Source organism: Rhizobium sp. M1, assembly GCF_002531805.1.
Lineage (GTDB): Bacteria > Pseudomonadota > Alphaproteobacteria > Rhizobiales > Rhizobiaceae > Rhizobium > Rhizobium etli_C.
In genome coordinates, this window is the sequence record NZ_NWSW01000045.1 from 1 (window position 1) to 17256 (window position 17256).

Consider the following 17256-nt stretch of genomic DNA (forward strand, 5'->3'; position numbering starts at 1 on the left):
GCCTCGACGCGCTGGCGGAAACCCTGTTCAAGGGCAACGCCGAGGCCATGGCGCAATACAAGACCAATTTCACGACGGTCTTCACCTCGCTCTGGGGGTTGATGCGTCCGGGCGGCAGCATCGAGACCATCAAGGCCGAACTCAACAAGCTGATCGACAAGACCGCCACCTCGGCGCCGGCAGGCGTGGACCCGGCCAAATACAAGGCGGCGCTGTCCTCCGGCGTGATGTCGGTGCTCACCGCCTCCCGCTCGATCTATGCCGGCCTCAACATGACCAGCCCGACCTGGGACAGCATCGGCGTCGTCGTTCTGCACGCCCTCGGCGCGCTGGCTCATATGGGCAGTGCGCTCGGCTCGGCGATCAAGGCTTCGAATTTCTCGCTGCTGGATGGCATCAGCTCGCTTGTCGGGGTTTCCGACGAACTGGCGCGGGCGCAGCGCAGCGTGCTTTCCGCCTTCTTCAAGAACACCGGGACGACGGTCTTCGCTGTTGCCGGCGTCGCCTGGCTGCCGGTGGAATATTACCAGTTCCTGCAGGGCCTCACGAGCGGCAAGGGCGACCCCGTCGATCTCATCTTCATGGGTATCGGAACCGTGGCGGACACGATTGGCGCGATCGAGGGCATTGCGGGCGTGGCCAACATGCTGGTGAATTCCACCTTCCTCGGACGCACCGGCGCAACGGTCGCGCTGGTCTCCGGTGGCTTCTCACTCGGCTTTGCCGTTGCCGGCGCGGTGTCCTGGGCCGCCTGGTCAGGCTTTACCATCTACCAGAGCATCAAGCAGGAAAAGGCCTTCCACAAGCAGACCGACATGATGAACGACATGCTCAAGCGCACGGTCAACGACACGGTCGGCATCTACGCCAAGACCGGCCCGATCGTCGGCGCCAAGGGCGGCGTTAGTCCGCCGCCCCGCGAGCCCGACCAGCGCGAACTCACCCCGGAAAACTGGGATGCGATCATTTCCGATATCGAGAAGCGCCGAGGTACGCCGGTCGGCTGATCTGGAGGCGTTTCGGGATCTCCATCGTCGGGGTGCCGAAACGCCTGGTTCGCCCGACGTCGCGAGCCTTGCAGAGGATGGTCGGATCGTCGCGGTCGATTTCGTGCCGAACGAAGATCGCGTGTCGCCGCCTTTTCCCGCGGCGTTTTCCTGGGAGACGCTCGCCAGCACGCCGGCGGGCCAGGCTTATACGCCGAGTGAGCTGACTGAGATGGGAAGGCTGGCAGGCCGTGCGGGTGTTAGGGTCAAACCGATGCCGGGAGCGACATGCGCTCGCCCTCAAAGCCCCCATAGCTTCATCAGTTCGCGTGGCGCAGAGACGCCTGCCGGTAACACGAACCTATCTCGCCCGCCCTTCACGCCTGCCAGGCTGTCCTTGCCGACGGGCAATCCGTGGCCGAAGCCGTCGAGCCGATAATAGCTGATCAGATCGCGGCCACCGGCCTGCCATCGCTCCACGCGGCCCCAGGGCTTCATTCGGAGGATTGCGGCATTCCTTTCTAGGCCGGTCACATCGAGCCACTGTGACAAAATCGCCTCCGCATTTGCAGGATGGACGGTGCGGTCGTCGCTGCCCTGCCAGATCGATAAGGGCGGCCACAGGGTGGCGCCGGGAGAGGCCAAGCGGACCAAATCGCCCCATGCCAGCGCAGACCTTTCGACGCTCGATCGCATGAGCGAAAGCGCGGAAACTGCATCCCGCGCCGCGCCGAAGGGAAGGCCGGCGAAGATCGCGACGCCATCGAACATATCGGGGTAGGTAGCTGCAAGCGCACATGCCATGGCGCCGCCTGCCGAGAGCCCAGCTATATAGACACGTGATCCATCAAGCCGGTGGTCTGAGATGGTGGTGTCGATCATCTGCTTTATCGACATCAATTCGCCGCGGTCGCGGGCGACCGCGCTCGGGCGAAACCAGTTGAAGCAGAGATTGGCGTTGTTGCTGCGGCTCTGCTGCGGACAGAGGAGCGCAAACCTTCGCCGGCCAGCGAGCGCGCTGAAGCCGCTGCCAGCGTCGAAACTTTCCGGGGTCTGCAGGCAGCCGTGCAGCAACACGACAAGCGGCGAGTTGCGTGCCAGCCGGGGCGGAACATACACCTTCATCTTGAGCCTTCCGGGATTGCTGCCGAAACCAATCCGTTCGACGAACTGCGGCCGGACGTGCTTTTTCTTCGCCTTGGTTGACTTTGCCAACGGCCAGCTCTGGCGTGCGACCTTCTCGACCAGGCGGCGCAATTTTTTCTGCGCTTTTAAGGCGCGGCTCAATGAAAACGGAGATTTCAGCGTCATGCAAAGAGGCTCCTTTCGACGGATGACGCTTCTCCCGCAACTCTGCCGCCATCGCTCGCCATCATATAGGCTTGCTTCGATGTCCTGACCGTGAAGGCTGCTCGCCGCCTTTTCCCGCGGTGTTTGGCGGGCCAAGCTTATACGCAGAGTGAGCTGACTGGGGTGAAGCCGCGCCGTGGCGCAGCTGGTCGAGAATTGACGCGCGCCTGGCTTTGGTGCGATCCGTATGCTGCAGGTCACGCTTTGCATGGCTGGTTTTGCTGAGGATCAATATGAAGCGGTTTTCGAACGTCCGAACCTTGTTCTTCGCACCGATCGTCCTGATCGGGCTCGGCGCTCCGGCGGCATTGGCGGGGCAGGATGAATGCGCCGGCCGTGCGGCAGACATCATTCGGCGTGCCTATCCGAGCGCGACAAATGCCGACGATCGTACTCTTCTGTTCGAGGGGGCAACCATCACGCTACCCAAGGGCGACAGTGTTGATGGCGATCCGCATGCGGTGATCTGCCGGGTTTGGCCGGCTCAGCCCCAGCTGACGCTGATTGCGGTTCCGTTGATGACAGAGCAGTCGGATTCGGAAAACGAAGGGGATATCGAACTGCTCGTCGTCGACAGCGCCAACCTGCAAGTAAGGCAGCGGCTGCGTCTTGACGGCCTTATGTCCGACGACGCCTTTCGTGTACGAAGCGTCGCCTTTGATACCGCACGCTATCAGCTCGCTCCGAAGAGAACGGCTTTCGGCCTGCGTGTTTCGCTGGACGGCAGCTCGCGCGCCAATCCATTTGGTGAAACGACCTTATGGCTCTTCGCGATCGAAGGTGATGGGCTGAAGCCGGTTCTCGACAACATCGTCGTCGGCGAAAGTCACGGAGAATGGGATACCGTCTGCGCCGGTGAGTTTAGCGAAACCACGCGCACGCTTTCGATGGTTCCATCAGCGAAAGCCACGGTTGCCGACATCGTCGTCACCGAGAAAACGACGACATCCGTCAATAGGGTCGGAACGGATAATAATTGCAACAGCGAAGATAAGACGACGATCGACAAACGCCGGCTGCGGTACGACGGATCGGCATATGGCGTTCCCAAAGACCTGAAGCGGGTCAATTAGGAAGAGCTGACCGGCATGGTGGTCCAGGCTGCGCATCGAACCGGCCGCGATGATCCGACGCCATGGCTGCAGGCCGCCGGATCATGGTCAAAATACGCCGACGCTGTCCGTTCTGCGCGCAGAAATATCCGACGGTGCGGCGCCGAAGGACTTTTTTAAAGCGTTGCTGCCTTGGATGGTCCTGCTTTTGGCAAAGCTGGCGCCGGCGCACTCATGAGCGGCAGCGGCGCAATTGGTCAGCGGGGAATAGAATATGGTGCATGGCATTGCTGCTCTCTTGATCCGTCACGAGTCCGATGACGGCGGCGTGTTGCGCTAAGGCTGGTGCGTGGTCGAGACAATGAACAGCTCCGGACCGAACACGACGCATCAAGGCCGAGATCCCCGCGATCTCGACAGTGAGGATCAGAAGGCCCGATTCTGCGCTGACATCGCGGCATTCGCCGATGCTGCCATGAACGGCGATCTGACGCGGCGAATGAATGCCGACTATACGGACCCGAATTTTAGGCGTTCGGCGACGATGCTCAATGAACTGATGTCGTCGATCGGCAATAACCTCGCTGATTTCAACGATGCGATGGCCGCTCTCGCCCAAGGCGATCTCCATCGCGGCATGCGGGACAAGCACCGCGGCGCATTTGGACCGCTGCAGAAGAACTTCAATCTGGCCATGGCGACAGTCCGCACCGTGCTCGGAGAACAGGGCGCGGAGCGTTTTACCAACAAGGCTTCAAAATTCCGGCGAATGCTGACGGCGGTCGGACCGGACGAGGTCGCTGGCGAAATCCGGGCCAGCGACGACGGTTCGCGACCAGTTCCGTCGCCGCCACACGATCTTTGGCTGAAGCTTGCCGAGGCGCTGAACGGCTCCCGGCGCTGAAAGCCGCGAGCATCGATGCAAGTCATCGGAGCGAAGAGGGCCGGCGCCATGGCCGCAATCGCGGTCATGGCGTGATCCGCCGTCGCAGGCGATACCGTCGACGGTCAGAAGGGATAATGCTGGGCGGAATCCTCGACCGTGATCCAGCGCAGGTCGGTGAATTCGGCGATCGCCGCCTTGCCGCCGAAGCGGCCATAGCCACTGCCCTTGACGCCACCGAAGGGCATTTGCGCCTCATCATGCACCGTCGGACCGTTGATATGGCAGATGCCTGATTCGATCCGCGCCGCCACCGCCATGGCCCGCTGGACATCGCGGCTGAAGACGGCGGATGACAGGCCGTATTCGGTGTCGTTGGCAATGCGGATGGCTTCCGCTTCGCCGGAGACGCGAATGATCGGCTTGACCGGACCGAAGGATTCTTCCGCATAAACCCGCATGTCAGGCGTGACGTGATCGAGCAGTGTGGCTTCGACCACGGTGCCCGAGCGCTTGCCGCCGGCCACGAGTTTTGCGCCCTTGGCCGTCGCATCGGCGATCAGCTCTTCCATTTTCTTGGCGGCGTCGAGGCTGATCAGCGAGCCGAGGACGACGTGGCCGCGCGGGTCGCCGGCCGGCAACTGGCTGGCGCGGGCGGCCAGCCTGGCGACGAACTCGTCGGCGATCGTCTCGTCGACGATGATCCGCTCGGTCGACATGCAGATCTGCCCCTGATGCATGAAGGCGCCGAAGATGGCGGCATTGACGGCGCCGTCGAGATCGGCGTCGTCGAGGATCACAAGCGGCGCCTTGCCGCCGAGTTCGAGAAGGGCGGGCTTGAGATATTTGCCGCAGGTCTCTGCAATGATCCTGCCGACTTTGGTTGAGCCGGTGAAGTTCACGCGCCTGACGGCGGGATGGGCGATCAGCGCGACGACGATTTCAGGCGCATCCTCCGGCGCGTTGGTGATGACATTGATCACGCCGGCGGGCAGGCCTGCTTCGGTCAACACGCTGGCGATCAGCCGGTGCGTGCCCGGGCACTGTTCCGATGCCTTGAGAATGACGGAATTGCCGCAGGCGATCGGCATGGCGATGGCCCGGGTGGCGAGGATAACGGGCGCGTTCCAGGGCGCGATCGCGAGGCACACGCCGGCGGCCTGGCGGACGCCCATGGCGAGCGCGCCGGGCTTGTCGGAGGGAATGATCTCGCCTGATATCTGCGTCGTCATGGCGCCGGCCTCGCGCAGGATGTTGGCGGCGAGCATGACGTTGAAGCCGGCCCAGGGTGCAGTGGCGCCGGTTTCCTCGATCATCAGCCGGGTGAATTCGCCCGCCTTGGAATCCATGATGTCGGCGGCCTTCATCAGGATCGCGCGGCGCTGGCCGGGGCCGGTCTTCGACCAGGTGGCGAAGGCGGCGGAGGCGGCATCGACGGCGGCGGCGACATCCTCCAGGCTTGCGGCGGCAGCGCGGCTCGCGAGCTTCTCGGTGAAGGGATCGAGACGATCATAAGTCCGGCCGCCGGAAGCTGCGCGGTCGGCGCCGTTGATGAGCAGGGAAATATTCATGGGAGTCTCCTGAGGGAAAGAACTAAAAGTCGAGCACTTCGGCATTGATCGATGCTTCGAGGCCGCCGTCGGCGGCCAGATTGGCGCCGTTGATCCAACGTCCGCCGTCCGAGCAGAGGAAGAGCACGGCGGGCGCGATATCGGCGGCGGTGCCGGCGCGGCCGACGCGGGTAATGTCGCTGTCGACCCTGGCATCGCCGAGCACGGCGCGGAACTGTTTGAGGATCGGCGTTTCCACCGGCCCGGGACTCACCGCATTGACGCGGATGCCGCGGTCCTTGAACAAGGGCTGGTGCGCCGCGCGCATGGTCCAGAGCAGGAGCAGTTCCTTGGAAAGCGGATAGCCTTCCTCGTCCCTGAGTCCGTGTTCGGCGGCGACCGCCGAGACATCGGGAAAGCCTTCTATGTCGGTCAGGATCTTTGCCCGCTCGAGATTGGCGCGCCAGCCATAGCCGGCGATCGAGGCGACGTTGACGACGGCGCCGCCTTCGCGCAGGCGCGGTGCCACGGCTTCCGACAGGGCGCGAAGGCCGTAGAAATTGACGGCGAGCGTCGAGACGACGCCGGTGTTGCCGGAAAGGCCGGCGACATTGGCGAGCGCGTCGAGGCGCGACGGAAGCTGGGCGACGATCTCCGCGACGCCCGATGGGGTGGACAGATCGCCCCTGATGAAGACGGCACTTCCATTGGCGGGTTCGCGCACGTCGACGCCGATCACCTCGGCGCCCATCTGGCCGGCCAGTTCCGCCGTGCGCGCGCCGATTCCGGAAGCCACGCCGGTTACCAGGATCGTTTTACCAAAAAGCATGCATGTCACCTTTCACAAGAGAAACTGGAGGCGAGCCGGCTCATTCTTCCCATTTGATCTTGTTCGGACCGGGAAGTCTCAGCCGATAGCCGACGGGCAGAAGCTGGAAATCGAAGCGGCGTTCGATTTCGCCCCACAGCCCGCGCGGCAGGTAGAGCGAGAAGATCAGGGCGGTGGCGCCGAGGCCGATCAGGTACCAGACGCCGGCTGAGCCGAAGAAGGTTTCGATGACGAAGAACAGGATGGCGCCGAGGATCGCGCCTTCGAACTTGCCGATTCCGCCGACCAGCACCATGAAGATCATGTAGGCTGTCCATTGGACGCTGAAATAGGTCTTCGGCTGGAAGGTCGTGGCGGTCGCCAGCCACAGGCCGCCGGCAACCGCGATGCCGAAGGCGGCGAGCACGAAGAGCAGCCGCTTGGTCGCGGTGACCCGTACACCGACCGAGGTCGCCGCCTCCTCATTGTCGCGGATCGCCTGCATGGCCGCCCCCGCGCGGCTTCTCATCAGCATGAAGAGCGCGCCGAGCAGGGCCGCCATGGAGGCGAGGGCGAGCCAATAGATCGCCGCCCGCCGCATGCCGCTGTCATAGAGGTTGAGCGAGATCAGCGAGGTTCCCGTTTCGCCCTGGATGAGGCGGTCGAGATTGACGAGGAGATGGGCGAGCGTGGCCACGACCCACATGCCGATCGCGAACTCGCCGCCTTTCAGCCGCAGCATGAAGAGCGAAAGCGGCACCGACAGCGCACCGGTCACGATCGCGGCGGCAAAGAGCGAGACGAATGGATCGAGCCCGGCATCCGCAAGCCGGATGGTGAAGTAGGCGCCGAGGCCGAAGAACACCTGCTGGCCGACGGAGACGAGCCCGCCGAAACCGGCGAGCGCATTCCACATGGCGGCCAGGATCACATAGATGAACAGGGCCGTCATCCGGTCGATCGCGCCGGCGCCGAGCATTATGGGAGCGAGCGCTAGCAGGGCGAGCAACGCGGCCATGGAGCAGATCGCCATCCGTGACGATGTCGTCCAGCGTTCTATCGATATTCCGTTGGAGACGAGTGTCATGTCGGGCTCCTGAGACGTGCTCGAACGTTGAAGAAGGCGCCGAGCCTGTCGAGCCGAGGCATGCCGAACCGGGACAGCCTCACGAAAAGGACGAGCAGGAACACGGCATGGCCGCCAATCAGGAAGCCTTGCGGATGCAGTTGCGCGCCGAGCGACTGGGCAAGGCCGAGAATGATGCCGCCGGCAAGCGTGCCCCAGAGCGATCCGGCTCCGCCGATGACGGCTGCCTCGAAGGCGAAGAGCAGCTGCGGTCCGCCCGCATAGGGGCTGAAGGTTGCCCGCATTCCGAGAAAGGCGCCGGCGATCCCGATCGTGACCATGGTAATTGCGGTGGCGACGGCATTCACCCCACGTGCATCGATGCCGACGAGCCCTGCCGTATCGGGATCTTCGGCCGTGGCGCGGATGGCGCGGCCGAGCGCAAAACGGCTCAGGAAGAATTGCAGCGCGCCGAGAAGGAGGATCGCCGTCACCATCATCATCACGGAAAGTTTGCCGACGAAGATATGGCCCGGAAGTTGCCATGACGCATAGGAGAGATTGCCGATGAAGGGCGCGAGTGAGCGGGTGTCGGCGCCGAACTGTTCGAACAGCAGGTTGTCGATGACGATCGACAGGCCGAAGGTCGTGAGGATCGGCAGCAGCGTGCCGCCGCGGGCGCTGCGTTCCAGGATGAAGCGCTGCAGCAGCCAACCGAGGACCGCCATGACCGGCAGCACGATCAGCAACCCGGCGAAAGGTGAAATGCCGGCTTTGGCGGCGAGCAGCCACAGCCCGTAGGCGGCGGCGATCGCCAGGCTGCCATGCGCGAGATTGATGATCCGCATGACCGAAAACATGAAGGACAGACCGCAGGCGATGACGGCGTAATAGCCGCCGAGCAGAATGCCCTGGAGCAGGGAGTTGATCACGATGCGCTCCTTTCGCCGGCAGCCCGGTGCAAGCCGAAATAGGCCTGGGTGACATGCTCGCGGGTGAGGGCCGCCGCCGGCCGATCAAGGACGATGCGTCCCTCCAGCATGCAGATGACGCGGTTTGCGACGCTCATGGCGCGGGTGAGATCCTGTTCCACCAGCACGATGGTGGTTCCCGAGGTCAGCAGTGCCTGCAACTGGGCATAGACGCGGTCGACGACCAGGGGCGAAAGCCCGAGCGAAACCTCGTCGAGCAGAAGAATATCGGGATTGCTCATCAGCGCCCGGCCGATGGCGGTCGCCTGCTGTTCCCCGCCCGAGAGGTGCCCGGTCTTGGCGCGACGGCGGGGTTTCAGGTTCGGGAAGGCGTCGAGGACACGATCAATGCTCCAGTCGCCCTTGCGGCCGCAGCTCTTTCCGAGAAGCAGGTTCTCCTCGACGGTCATCTGGGAAAACAGCCGGCGGCCTTCCGGCACCAGAGCGATGCCTTTGGCAATGCGCTTGTGGGAGGGGACGGCGGCGAGGTCTTCGCCGTCGAGAAGGATCTGGCCGGCAACCGGGAGATGGGCGCCGGCGATCGATCGCAGCAGCGTCGTCTTGCCCGCGCCGTTGGCGCCGACCAGTGCCAGAACCTCGCCCTTGGCGATATCGAAGCTGACGCCTCGCACCGCCTGGAGCAGGCCGTGGCGAACGTCGAGGTTGCGGATCGAGAGAAGGCTCATGCCGGCGTCCCTCCGAGATAGGCCTTGACCACGTCCGCATTGCTCATGACCATTTTCGGTTCGCCATCGGCGATGATCCGGCCGGCATCCATGCAGATCAGCCGCTCGGCCACCTGCAGGAGGATATGAACGATGTGCTCGATCCAGACGATGGCGATGCCGCGACGGCGCAGTTCGAGGATGGTGTCCACGAGTTCGCTCGCCTCGCCGTCGGTCAGGCCGCCGCCGATCTCGTCGAGCAGCAGCAGCCTCGGCTGCGTGGCGAGTGCGCGGGCCAGTTCCAGACGTTTGCGATCGAGAAGGCCGAGCGTATCGGCCGGGCGATTGGCGACGGCGAGCATGCCGCAGAGGGAAAGCGCGTCGACCACGCGATCATAGGCCTCGTCGCGGCTTGCGGCATTGCCGTGCGATGCAGCGACGAAAACATTTTCGAAAGTCGTCATGCCGCTGAAGGGTTTGGGGATCTGGTGGGTTCGCACGAGCCCGGAGCGGCAGCGCTGCGCCGCCGTGTGGCGCGTGACGTCGGCGCCATCGAAGGTGATGCTTCCGGCACTCGGCGGGAAGGCGCCGGCAAGCACGGAGAGCAGCGTCGTCTTGCCGGCGCCGTTCGGCCCGACAATGCCGACCGCATCGCCATCACCCATGGAAAAGTCGAGGTTTTCGAGAACGACGAGCGCGCCGAACCGTTTGTGGATTCCCCTGGCCGAGAGAAAGGCTCCTCCCGGCCGATTTTGAGCTCGCTGTTGCACTGTCGACTATCCGTTGTAAGCGGTGAGCTTGGCGCCGACCGGGACATTGGGATCGGTGGCGTTTTCGGTGACGACGTAGTCGAGCGCGAATTTCGAGCCCTCCGCCGCTTTCACCCATTGCGTGCCGATGATCGGTCCGGGAGAGACGTTGGCGACGGGCCCGCTGGTGAAATCGACCTTGCCGGCGATCGTCGTCGTCTTGAGCGTGGCGATCGCCTTGGCGACGGCCTCCTTGCTCTTGACGTCGCTGCTCGCCTTCAACGCATCGAAGCCGGCGTCGAGAAGCGCAAGGCTGGCGCCGAGCTGCTGCGTCCACTGCTTGCCGCTTGCCGTTTCATAGCCGTCGGCGAGTTCGGTTCCGGAGACGCCTGTCAGCGTCGACTTGTAAGGGAAGGCCTTGTGCCAATAGGCGGCGCTGCCGATGTTCATGCCGAGATCGCCGAGCGCCTCGATGTCGGAGGGAAAGAGGCCCGTCTTGGCGATCTGGCAGATCTTGATCTGCTGGGTGAGACCCTGCTGTGCGGCCTGGCGCCAGAAGGCGGCAAAGTCGGGCGGGATCGGGAAGGAGTTGAAGATCTCGACGCCCTCCTGCCGGAAAAGGGCGATCTGGGCGGTAAAATCGGTGGTGCCGGTTTCATAGGCGCCGGGATCGACGATGGTGAAGCCGGCTTTGGCAAGCGCCGGCGCCAGATGGGCGCGGATCGCATTGCCATCGGCGTCGTTGGGATACATGACGCCGACCTTCTTGTTGGTGTCGATCAGGCTCCATTGCGAGACGTAGGCCTTGTGGAATTCTTCGACGCCGAAGCCGAAATGATAGGTCCATTTGAAGGGCGAGGGCGCGCCGGGCTTGGCGCCGCGGCCGAAATACCAGGCTTCCCAGGGCATGACCGTCGAGAGGCAGGGGATGCCGGCCGCCTCGCAGGCATCGGCCACCGGATTGATGGTTTCGGGCGTCGAGACGGCGAGCATCAGGTCGATAGCCTGGTTGTTGATCAGCTCCTTCGCCAACTGGCCGGCGCGCGAAGGATCGGACTGGGTGTCCCGGTCGAGGATCTCCACCTTCCAGGTCTTGCCGCCTACCTGCAGGCCGTTCGCCAGCGCCTTGCGCGCCAGGTCCAGGACATAGCCGTCGGTCTCGCCGAAGCCGCCGAGCGGGCCGGTGCGCGGGCTGATGAAGCCGACCTTCAGCGTATCACCGCTTTGGGCGAAGGCCGCGCGGCCGGAAAGCGCCAGTGCTGCGCCGCCTGCCGCGGCCGATGCGATGAAAGAGCGGCGGCTCAGCAATGCCGCGTTGAATTTTCCGCTCATGAAATCATTCCTCCCTCTTGATGGGCCTCCCAGCCCGTTCCCATTCTTCATTTCGGCCGATCTGTCAGATCGGGTAGTGCCGTTTTCCCGATGCCATGGTGACCCATCTGAGCTCGGTGAATTCATCGATCGCCGCCTTGCCGCCGAAGCGGCCGTAGCCGCTCGATTTGACACCGCCGAAGGGCATTTGCGGCTCGTCGGAAACCGTCGCCTCGTTGATGTGGCAGATGCCGGATTCGAGCCGCATGGCGACGGCAAGGGCGGCGTTGACGTCGGCGCTGAAGACGGCGGCCGAAAGCCCGTATTCGTTGTCGTTGGCAACCGTCACGGCTTCGTCGACGCTGCCGACCCGGATGATCGCCGCGACCGGTCCAAAACTCTCCTCACGATAGATGCGCATGGCAGGCGTTACGTGATCGATGACGGTCGCATCCATCAGCGTGCCGTGAGCCTCGCCGCCGCAGATAAGCACCGCGCCTTTCTGCAGGGCGTCGTCGACGAGCGACCTGACGCGCCGGACGGCTTCGGCATTGATCAGCGTGCCGAGCGGCGTGTTGCCGTCCTTGGGATTGCCGGCAACGAGGGTTGAGGCTTTCGCGCGGAATTTGCCGACGAAGCCATCGGCGATCTCGTCCATCAGGATGATCCGTTCGGTCGACATGCAGATCTGGCCCTGATTCATGAAGGCGCCGAAGGCGGCGGCACGCACGGCCTCGTCGATATCGGCGTCGGCAAGCACGATGAACGGCGCCTTGCCGCCGAGTTCGAGCAGGCAGCGCTTGAGATGCCGGGCCGAGGATTCGGCAATGATCCTGCCGACACGCGTAGAGCCGGTGAAGTTGATGCGGCGCACGGCCGGGTGGGCGATCAGGGCGTCAACGATGGCGGCGGCATCGCCCGGCGCATTGGAGACGACATTGACGACGCCGCGCGGGAAACCGGCGTCGCGCAGGATTTCGCCGATCAGGCTGTGGGTCTTCGGGCAGAGTTCGGAGGCTTTGAGGATAACCGTATTGCCGCAGGCAAGCGGCATGGCGACGGCGCGCGTGCCGAGGATGATCGGCGCATTCCAGGGGGCGATGCCGACGCAGACGCCGGCCGGCTGGCGCACCGCCATGGCCATGCTTCCGGGAATGCCTGAAGGAATGAGTTCACCCGAGATTTGCGTCGTCATTGCCGCCGCCTCGCGAAAAATATCTGCGCCGAGCCCGCAATTGATCGCTGCCCATTGCGCGGTGGCGCCGGTCTCGCCGGTCATGGCTTCGATGAGTTCGGGCGTGCGGGCTTCGAGAATGTCGGCGGCGGCATTGAGCAGCCCCCGCCGTTCGCCGGGGCCGGTCTGCGACCAGTCCGGGAAGGCGGCCGCAGCGGCATTGGCCGCCCTGGCCATGTCGGCGACGGATCCTGCCGAGGCAATCGTCGCGACATCACCGGTGAGCGGATCGATGCGTTCGAAGGTGGCGCCTTCGGAAGCATCCATCACCTGATTGTTGATCATCAGCTTTGCCGAGAACACGGTTTTTCCTCATCCGCCACGGACTGGCGCTTGCTTTTTGCCATGGGAGAAAACGAGCGGATGCCGCGGCCCAAAGGCCGCCCGGCGGTTTCCGCGTCTGTTGGAGTGCCTCCTCCCAAAGGCTGATGAAGGGTAGGTTACGCCGATCGTTTCAGGATGGAATGCGATTTATTGGGTTAATATTGTAATTATCCGGCGATTGTCGCAGTGTTTGATCCCGGAGCGGAGGAGAAGCATTGGCGACCGACGGCGGCATTCATCACTATGCAAGGGGCGAGTGGCACGGCCCGTCGCTATCGCACCGGCGCATCCGGCTGCAAAAAGGTCTCTATGCCGATTTCTACCATTTTCTTCTGCTTGGGGAGGGAAGTGCCGAGCTTCATTTCGACAATGGCGAAGATCGGCCGCTGCAGGGGGCGCTGCTTGCCTTCCTGCCGCCGCAGGCCGGCTGCGACCTTTCGATCGCCGCCGGAAATGCGGCTCATCTGGTCGGGGCGTCGCCGCAGATCATGGTCGATGCGATCGGCGAGAAGGTGGAATCCTATTCGCTGCGTATCTTCACCGAGCAGCGCAAGCTCGTTGAGGTATCGGATCCGCCGCTGGTAGCCGAAATCAGTCCGCTGATTTCAGGCTTGGTGCGCGAACTCGGCGATCCCTCGCGTTCCTCCTGGATGGTCGCATCCGCTTATATCAGGCTGATGTTGATGGCGCTGTGGCGGGGCGCAGGCGGCGAGAGAAGCGAGCAGCGAGGGCAGGGCGAAACCGCGTCCATTCTGCAGCGATATCGGCAACTCGTCGAGGCCGGTTTTCGTCGGCACCGGCCGATCAGCGATTATGCTGCGGAGCTCGGCGTGACTGCCGACCGGTTGCATTCCATCTGCCAGAGGGCGCTCGGCCGTTCGCCAATCCAGCTGCTGCACGAGCGGGTGGTGCAGGAGGCGAAGCTCAGATTGGAGCGTTCGGCCCGCAATATCCAGGAAATTTCCGACAGCCTCGGCTTTCGCGACCCGACCTATTTCAGCCATTTCTTCAAGCGCAAGACCGGGCTTTCGCCCGCCGGCTATCGCGAGATCGCCCGCGCTTCGGCCGGCTCCGAAAACAGCATGCTGTCCTCGGGCTACGCCGATTGGCCCTAGAACAGGATGATTTTAGGCCCGGTCGGCCCAGGCTCCAGGAACGAGCCCGTCAATTTCCCCTGTAAATCCGCCTCAGCGCAGCAAGCAGCCCGTCCATTTCCTCGCGTGAAAACAGGGTGATGAAACGCTGTTCGTGCCTGTCGATTCGCTCGCGCGCCTGCACGAGCATCGCGTGACCGGCCGGCGTCAGATGCAGTTCCTGACGGCGGCGGTCTGCTGCGGAAGGGCGGCGCTCGATGAAGCCGCGGCCGGCCAGACGGTTGACGAGAGCCATCATGGTGGCGCGGTCGGTGCCGAGCGTATTGGCGAGGTCGATCTGCGATGCGCCCGGATTGCCGGCCAGCAGTTCCATCACAGCGAGCTGCTTCTGCGTCAGCCCCAACTCCTCCATGGTTGCTGCGAAATCGCGATAGATCGCGACATGCGCCATGCGCAGGTGAAAGCCAAGGAGATCGCCAAGCCGGCCGACGTCGAGCGGCGGCGTCAGCGAAGTGTCTTCGCCCTCCAAATCGTCCTGCGGTGGTTTTGCAGCCATCGTTCCTCTCGCGTCGTCAAGCGTCATAACCATCAAAATCAGCGGGTTAGTCAATATCGGCTATGCCGATTCCGAGGTTGAAATTGAATGACAGGATTGCCGCGAACAGCCTCTTGCATTGCCGGAGAAAAATAATAGTATGTGTTACATACAAATTTGATGCCTGCTGGAGGAGCGGCGGGCATGGGAGGAGAAAATGGCGCATTCCTTTTCCGGAGTGGTTTCGTCGGCGGATTGCGGGCTGGTCACGTATGATCCAGTCCTGTACCGCGCCCGCGTCGCGCCGGATCGCCGGGCACTGTTCGAAATCGCCACCGGCCGGCAGCTGACCTACGCCGAACTCGATCTGCGGATCGCCCGCTGCGCCGGGTTCCTCAGCGCGGTGCTCGGTCCGCGGCGGGATGGCGCACGTGTTGCCATGCTGGCGCGCAATGCGATGGATTCCGTCGTGCTAGCCTTTGCCTGCCAGCGCGCGGGCGCCATTTACGTGCCGCTCAACTGGCGCCTCAACGCCGCCGAGCTTCGCCCGATCCTTGCCGATTGCGCTCCGGCTCTGCTGGTTCGCGATGACGAGTTTGCGGCAACGGCAGCGGACATCGCCGCGGCTGATGCCGAGATGATGGTGATATCGACGGGCGACGGATCGGCCGGTCTTGCGGCACGGATCGAGGCGAGCCTTCCGGCTTCTCCGGTGCCCGGCGATGCGGATCAGCCTTGCGTTCTCCTCTACACGTCGGGCACGACGGGACAGCCGAAGGGCGTCATCATCACCCGTCGCAACGCCTTCTTCGCCGCCGTCAATTTCTCCTTCGTCGGAGAGATCGGGCAGGGCTCCGTCGCACTCTGCGACCTGCCGTTCTTCCACACGATCGGGCTGATCGCGGTGGCGCGCACGACATTGATGCTGGGCGGCACGCTCGTCGTCTCCGACCGCTTCACGCCGGCGCGAACGCTTGCCGCCCTTGCCGACCGGCAGCATGCCATCACCCATTATTTCGCCGTGCCGCAGATCGCGCTCGCCCTGCGCAACGACCCTGCTTATAGCGCCACGGCTCTTTCAGGCCTGCATGCGCTCTTCGTCGGCGGTGCGCCGCTGACGCGGGCGCTGATCGAAAGCTATCTCGAGGACGGTGTCGCGCTGGTCAACGGTTATGGCATGAGCGAGGCGGGAACCGTGCTGCATGTGCCGATCGACCGGCGCGCGGTGCAGGAAAATCCCGGCAGCGTCGGTCTTCCGGCGCCGCTGCTCGACATCCGTGTCGTCGGCGAGGATGGCCGCGACGTGGAGGACGGCGAAATCGGCGAGTTCTGGCTGCGCGGGCCGGCGGTGACGCCGGGCTATTGGAACAAACCGGCCGAGACCGCCGCCGCCTTCGCCGACGGCTGGTATCGCACCGGCGATCTCGGCCGGCGCGAAGCCAACGGTTTCTATCGCATCGTCGACCGGTTGAAGGACATGTATATCAGCGGCGGTGAGAATGTTTATCCCGCCGAGGTCGAGGCGGTGCTCGCAAGCCATCCCGATATCCTCGATGCCGCGGTCGTCGGCGTTCCCGACGACAGGTGGGGCGAATGCGGCATTGCCTATGTCGTGCTGCGGCCGGGGGCTGCGGCAACGAGCGAGGGCGTTGCCGGCCATTGCGCGGCAAGGCTCGCCGCCTTCAAACGCCCGGCGCGCATCCTTTTCGTCGACGCCATCCCCCGCACCGCCTCCGGCAAGGTGCAGAAACATCTGCTGCGCCAGTTCCATTCCGAAGCCCTTCAACGACAGGCCTTGTGACGCCGACCCCGGCATCATGCCGAAACCAATGGAGTGACCCATGACTGAAAAGACATCGCCGGTTCTGGTCGAATTCGACAGCGGCATCGCTTTCGTGACCCTCAACAGACCTGAAAAGCGCAATGCGATGAATCCGGCACTCAATGCCAGGATGCTCGAGGTACTCGACGAACTCGAAGGCGACGAGCGCTGCGGCGTCCTCGTGCTGCGCGGCGCCGGCGAGTCCTGGTCGGCGGGCATGGATCTGAAGGAATATTTCCGCGACAACGACGACAAGCCGCGCGACGCCACGCTGAAGGCACGCCGCCAATCCGGCGGCTGGTGGGGCCGGCTGATGTATTTCGAAAAGCCGACGATCGCCATGGTCAACGGCTGGTGCTTTGGCGGCGCCTTCACGCCGCTCGTTTCCTGCGACCTCGCCATTGCCGCCGAGGAGGCGAATTTCGGCCTCTCCGAGATCAACTGGGGCATTCTGCCGGGCGGCAACGTCACACGCGCCGTCGCCGAGGTGATGCGCCATCGCGATGCCCTCTATTACATCATGACCGGCGAATTGTTCGGTGGGCGCAAGGCCGCCGAAATGGGCCTCGTTAACGAGGCCGTGCCGCTGGCGGAACTTGAAACCCGCGTGCGAAAGATCTGCGCCAGCCTGCTCGAAAAGAACCCGGTGACGCTGAAGGCCGCCAAGGACACCTACAAGCGCGTGCGCAATCTGCCATGGGAGCTTGCTGACGACTACATCTACGCCAAGCTGGAGCAGATGCTGTTTCTCGACAAGACCAAGGGACGCGATGAAGGGCTGAAGCAGTTCCTCGACGACAAGACCTATCAGCCCGGGCTCGGCGCCTACAAACGCGCGCGCTGACTGTCGCGAGGA

Annotated in this window: 15 protein-coding genes and 2 pseudogenes; 7 read left to right on the forward strand and 10 right to left on the reverse strand. The window is 63.8% G+C overall.

Features of this window, described 5'->3' with window-relative positions; genetic code table 11:
* Positions 1 to 1007 (forward strand): annotated as a pseudogene (locus CO655_RS29560) (hypothetical protein); the annotation flags it as partial.
* A gap of 58 nt (positions 1008 to 1065) precedes the next feature.
* Positions 1066 to 1263: pseudogene (locus tag CO655_RS29565) on the forward strand (SAM-dependent methyltransferase); the annotation flags it as partial.
* A 23-nt stretch (positions 1264 to 1286) separates the two neighbouring features.
* On the opposite strand, the gene CO655_RS29570 reads toward CO655_RS29565, so the two are convergent.
* Positions 1287 to 2297 (reverse strand): PHB depolymerase family esterase, encoded by a 1011-nt coding sequence (locus tag CO655_RS29570; protein WP_097667663.1) that lies wholly within the window; start codon positions 2295 to 2297, stop codon positions 1287 to 1289.
* Between the two features lie 347 nt (positions 2298 to 2644).
* Here CO655_RS29570 and CO655_RS29575 point away from each other — a divergent pair, with 347 nt between their 5' ends.
* Together CO655_RS29575 and CO655_RS29580 are read left to right on the forward strand one after the other, a co-directional pair.
* Complete coding sequence (locus CO655_RS29575) at positions 2645 to 3409, forward strand: hypothetical protein (RefSeq protein ID WP_245423951.1); 765 nt, start codon at positions 2645 to 2647, stop codon at positions 3407 to 3409.
* Between the two features lie 340 nt (positions 3410 to 3749).
* Positions 3750 to 4292 carry a chemotaxis protein gene (locus tag CO655_RS29580; protein WP_245423952.1) on the forward strand — a complete coding sequence of 181 codons (543 nt, stop codon included), beginning with the start codon at positions 3750 to 3752 and terminating at the stop codon, positions 4290 to 4292.
* 104 nt (positions 4293 to 4396) lie between these two features.
* Here the strand turns inward: CO655_RS29580 and CO655_RS29585 are convergent, their stop codons facing one another.
* The 8 genes from CO655_RS29585 to CO655_RS29620 form a co-directional block, all read right to left on the reverse strand.
* A complete protein-coding gene (locus tag CO655_RS29585; protein ID WP_097667666.1) occupies positions 4397 to 5842 on the reverse strand; it encodes an aldehyde dehydrogenase in 1446 nt (481 codons plus the stop codon).
* Positions 5843 to 5864: 22 nt separating this feature from the next.
* The gene (locus CO655_RS29590) at positions 5865 to 6650 is read right to left on the reverse strand and encodes a coniferyl-alcohol dehydrogenase (protein ID WP_097667667.1); all 786 of its coding nucleotides are present in this window, start codon (positions 6648 to 6650) and stop codon (positions 5865 to 5867) included.
* A 40-nt stretch (positions 6651 to 6690) separates the two neighbouring features.
* Positions 6691 to 7716: a branched-chain amino acid ABC transporter permease gene (locus tag CO655_RS29595; RefSeq protein WP_097667668.1), complete on the reverse strand. Its 1026-nt coding sequence runs from the start codon at positions 7714 to 7716 to the stop codon at positions 6691 to 6693.
* On the reverse strand, positions 7713 to 8627 hold the full coding sequence (locus tag CO655_RS29600; RefSeq protein WP_097667669.1) for a branched-chain amino acid ABC transporter permease: 915 nt from the start codon (positions 8625 to 8627) through the stop codon (positions 7713 to 7715). The genes CO655_RS29595 and CO655_RS29600 overlap by 4 nt, the downstream gene beginning before the upstream one ends.
* Complete coding sequence (locus tag CO655_RS29605) at positions 8624 to 9352, reverse strand: ABC transporter ATP-binding protein (RefSeq protein WP_097667670.1); 729 nt, start codon at positions 9350 to 9352, stop codon at positions 8624 to 8626. The genes CO655_RS29600 and CO655_RS29605 overlap by 4 nt, the downstream gene beginning before the upstream one ends.
* Positions 9349 to 10101, reverse strand: a complete 753-nt coding sequence (locus CO655_RS29610; RefSeq protein WP_097667671.1) for an ABC transporter ATP-binding protein — start codon at positions 10099 to 10101, stop codon at positions 9349 to 9351. The genes CO655_RS29605 and CO655_RS29610 overlap by 4 nt, the downstream gene beginning before the upstream one ends.
* A gap of 6 nt (positions 10102 to 10107) precedes the next feature.
* Positions 10108 to 11412 carry an ABC transporter substrate-binding protein gene (locus CO655_RS29615; protein WP_097667672.1) on the reverse strand — a complete coding sequence of 435 codons (1305 nt, stop codon included), beginning with the start codon at positions 11410 to 11412 and terminating at the stop codon, positions 10108 to 10110.
* A 64-nt stretch (positions 11413 to 11476) separates the two neighbouring features.
* Positions 11477 to 12910: an aldehyde dehydrogenase gene (locus CO655_RS29620; RefSeq protein WP_176539330.1), complete on the reverse strand. Its 1434-nt coding sequence runs from the start codon at positions 12908 to 12910 to the stop codon at positions 11477 to 11479.
* Positions 12911 to 13164: 254 nt separating this feature from the next.
* On the opposite strand from CO655_RS29620, the gene CO655_RS29625 reads away from it, so the two are divergent.
* Positions 13165 to 14064 carry an AraC family transcriptional regulator gene (locus CO655_RS29625; RefSeq protein ID WP_097607152.1) on the forward strand — a complete coding sequence of 300 codons (900 nt, stop codon included), beginning with the start codon at positions 13165 to 13167 and terminating at the stop codon, positions 14062 to 14064.
* A gap of 49 nt (positions 14065 to 14113) precedes the next feature.
* On the opposite strand, the gene CO655_RS29630 is transcribed toward CO655_RS29625, so the two are convergent.
* A complete protein-coding gene (locus CO655_RS29630) occupies positions 14114 to 14599 on the reverse strand; it encodes a MarR family transcriptional regulator (RefSeq protein ID WP_097667674.1) in 486 nt (161 codons plus the stop codon).
* A 196-nt stretch (positions 14600 to 14795) separates the two neighbouring features.
* Between CO655_RS29630 and CO655_RS29635 the strand changes: the two genes are divergently transcribed.
* Positions 14796 to 16379: an AMP-binding protein gene (locus CO655_RS29635; protein WP_097667675.1), complete on the forward strand. Its 1584-nt coding sequence runs from the start codon at positions 14796 to 14798 to the stop codon at positions 16377 to 16379.
* A gap of 40 nt (positions 16380 to 16419) precedes the next feature.
* The gene (locus tag CO655_RS29640) at positions 16420 to 17244 is read left to right on the forward strand and encodes a p-hydroxycinnamoyl CoA hydratase/lyase (RefSeq protein ID WP_097607149.1); all 825 of its coding nucleotides are present in this window, start codon (positions 16420 to 16422) and stop codon (positions 17242 to 17244) included.
* Positions 17245 to 17256: the final 12 nt, after the last annotated feature.

Excerpts from the sequence above, each read along its gene's own strand:
- CO655_RS29635 (WP_097667675.1), top strand. The coding sequence starts at position 14,796 with ATGGCGCATTCCTTTTCCGGAGTGGTTTCGTCGGCGGATTGCGGGCTG.
- CO655_RS29580 (WP_245423952.1), top strand. The coding sequence starts at position 3,750 with ATGAACAGCTCCGGACCGAACACGACGCATCAAGGCCGAGATCCCCGC.
- CO655_RS29620 (WP_176539330.1), bottom strand. The coding sequence starts at position 12,910 with ATGATCAACAATCAGGTGATGGATGCTTCCGAAGGCGCCACCTTCGAA.
- CO655_RS29585 (WP_097667666.1), bottom strand. The coding sequence starts at position 5,842 with ATGAATATTTCCCTGCTCATCAACGGCGCCGACCGCGCAGCTTCCGGC.
- CO655_RS29570 (WP_097667663.1), bottom strand. The coding sequence starts at position 2,297 with ATGACGCTGAAATCTCCGTTTTCATTGAGCCGCGCCTTAAAAGCGCAG.
- CO655_RS29615 (WP_097667672.1), bottom strand. The coding sequence starts at position 11,412 with ATGAGCGGAAAATTCAACGCGGCATTGCTGAGCCGCCGCTCTTTCATC.
- CO655_RS29590 (WP_097667667.1), bottom strand. The coding sequence starts at position 6,650 with ATGCTTTTTGGTAAAACGATCCTGGTAACCGGCGTGGCTTCCGGAATC.
- CO655_RS29595 (WP_097667668.1), bottom strand. The coding sequence starts at position 7,716 with ATGACACTCGTCTCCAACGGAATATCGATAGAACGCTGGACGACATCG.
- CO655_RS29630 (WP_097667674.1), bottom strand. The coding sequence starts at position 14,599 with ATGGCTGCAAAACCACCGCAGGACGATTTGGAGGGCGAAGACACTTCG.
- CO655_RS29605 (WP_097667670.1), bottom strand. The coding sequence starts at position 9,352 with ATGAGCCTTCTCTCGATCCGCAACCTCGACGTTCGCCACGGCCTGCTC.
- CO655_RS29640 (WP_097607149.1), top strand. The coding sequence starts at position 16,420 with ATGACTGAAAAGACATCGCCGGTTCTGGTCGAATTCGACAGCGGCATC.